Source organism: Citrobacter sp. wls710 (genome assembly GCF_005281115.1).
In the GTDB taxonomy this organism is placed as follows: Bacteria; Pseudomonadota; Gammaproteobacteria; order Enterobacterales; family Enterobacteriaceae; genus Citrobacter; species Citrobacter werkmanii.
Window position 1 is genome coordinate 1 of sequence record NZ_SZXD01000077.1, and the last position, 1,549, is coordinate 1,549.

Consider the following 1,549-nt stretch of genomic DNA (forward strand, 5'->3'; position numbering starts at 1 on the left):
TGCGTCTGTGCGAAATGAAACCTGCCGGATGTGGCGTAAACGCCTTATCCGGCTTACCAAAGCGCATCAGGCGCATCACCACACCGTAGTTATCGTCTTGCCCATTGCGTAACGAAATCAGCAACTTGCTGTATATCATTAATATCTAATAATGGAACATCCACAGATAACGGAACATCACTGGCAACCGCGATAACAAACTCATCCATCGCCAACTCTTCAGGAGTATGTCCGCAGCCCTCACGAAAAAGCAGGATCTTCGCAACAGGTTCATGCTTAAATCCCTCAACCAGTACCATATCCAACGTCGAAGCATCCATCCTGCTTACCAGATACGCTAAATCCAGTTCGGGTTCTTCCGGTGTTTCTACCATTAACGCCCAACGTTGCTGGCTGGCGACCAGTGTTTGTGCCGCCCCTGCTTTGCGCAGCTCATAGCTGTCTTTACCGGGCTTGTCGACATCCATATTGTGATGTGTATGCTTAATCAATCCGGGTCTAATACCTCTGACACGCAGCTCAGGGATCAGTTTCTTTAGCAGCGTGGTTTTTCCCGTACCGCTCCATGCCGCAATGGCAAGTAATGGGATCATGATTTTTCCTGCCATTTTGCAAGTTCTTCAGGTGTGTTCACGTTTACGAATGCATCTTTATGATCGCTGAAATCGACGGCATGACCGCCAGCCTGACGCATAAAGACCATGACGCGTCGTTCACCTGACTGAAGATAATCCTGTAGCAAGGGCTGCAAGGAGCGGTGCATCAGGGCAATTGTCGGGTGATCTCTTTCCCCATCATGCACCCAGACGATTGGTGCAGCTTTGCGCTGCTCTTTTAAACGGGAGACCAGATCGTGAGGAATATAGGGCATATCGCACGGGCAGAACAAAAACCAGTCCCCCGCTTGCTGCAGGAATACCGACAGCATCCCAGCCAGTGGGCCAGGGAAATCGGCCAAGGTATCGGGAATAACTTTCAGGCCGCTTTGTTGGTAGATATCCCGGTGGCGATTGGCATTAACGACTACGGTATCGACCTGCAAAGCGAGAGTATCGGCCACATGTCGCCAAAGCGGTTTACCGTCGAGTTCAAGCAGGCCTTTATCGGTTCCGCCCATCCGTCTGGCCTTACCGCCCGCCAGCACAACCCCTGTTATTGCACTATCCAGAATCACTGATATCGCCTCTTTTAATGTGGGATTGACCCTGCTAACGTATCCGTATTAAGCCTAAGGAGCACAACCATGAAATGTAAACGCCTTAATGAAGTTATTGAACTCCTCCAGCCAGCCTGGCAGAAAGAACCTGATCTTAACCTGATGCAATTTTTACAGAAACTGGCGCAAGAGTCAGGTTTTGACGGTGAACTGGCGGATTTAACTGATGACATTCTGATCTATCACCTGAAAATGCGTGACTCGGCGAAAGACGCCGTCATCCCAGGTATTCAGAAAGATTATGAAGAAGATTTTAAAACAGCCCTTCTCCGCGCACGTGGCGTAATTAAAGAGTAAAAGCTTGTAGACTGGCCCCCTGAATCACCAGACAAC

Annotated in this window: 3 protein-coding genes; 1 reads left to right on the top strand and 2 read right to left on the bottom strand. The window is 49.5% G+C overall.

Annotation, left to right across the window (positions count from 1 at the left end):
* Positions 1 to 89 precede the first annotated feature (89 nt).
* Both mobB and mobA read right to left on the bottom strand, forming a co-directional pair.
* On the bottom strand, positions 90 to 608 hold the full coding sequence (mobB, locus tag FDX14_RS25095) for a molybdopterin-guanine dinucleotide biosynthesis protein MobB (RefSeq protein ID WP_137350461.1): 519 nt from the start codon (positions 606 to 608) through the stop codon (positions 90 to 92).
* A complete protein-coding gene (mobA, locus tag FDX14_RS25100) occupies positions 590 to 1,174 on the bottom strand; it encodes a molybdenum cofactor guanylyltransferase MobA (RefSeq protein ID WP_061382605.1) in 585 nt (194 codons plus the stop codon). The genes mobB and mobA overlap by 19 nt, the downstream gene beginning before the upstream one ends.
* 69 nt (positions 1,175 to 1,243) lie before the next feature.
* Here mobA and FDX14_RS25105 point away from each other — a divergent pair, with 69 nt between their 5' ends.
* On the top strand, positions 1,244 to 1,513 hold the full coding sequence (locus tag FDX14_RS25105) for a YihD family protein (RefSeq protein WP_003028616.1): 270 nt from the start codon (positions 1,244 to 1,246) through the stop codon (positions 1,511 to 1,513).
* Positions 1,514 to 1,549 lie beyond the last annotated feature (36 nt).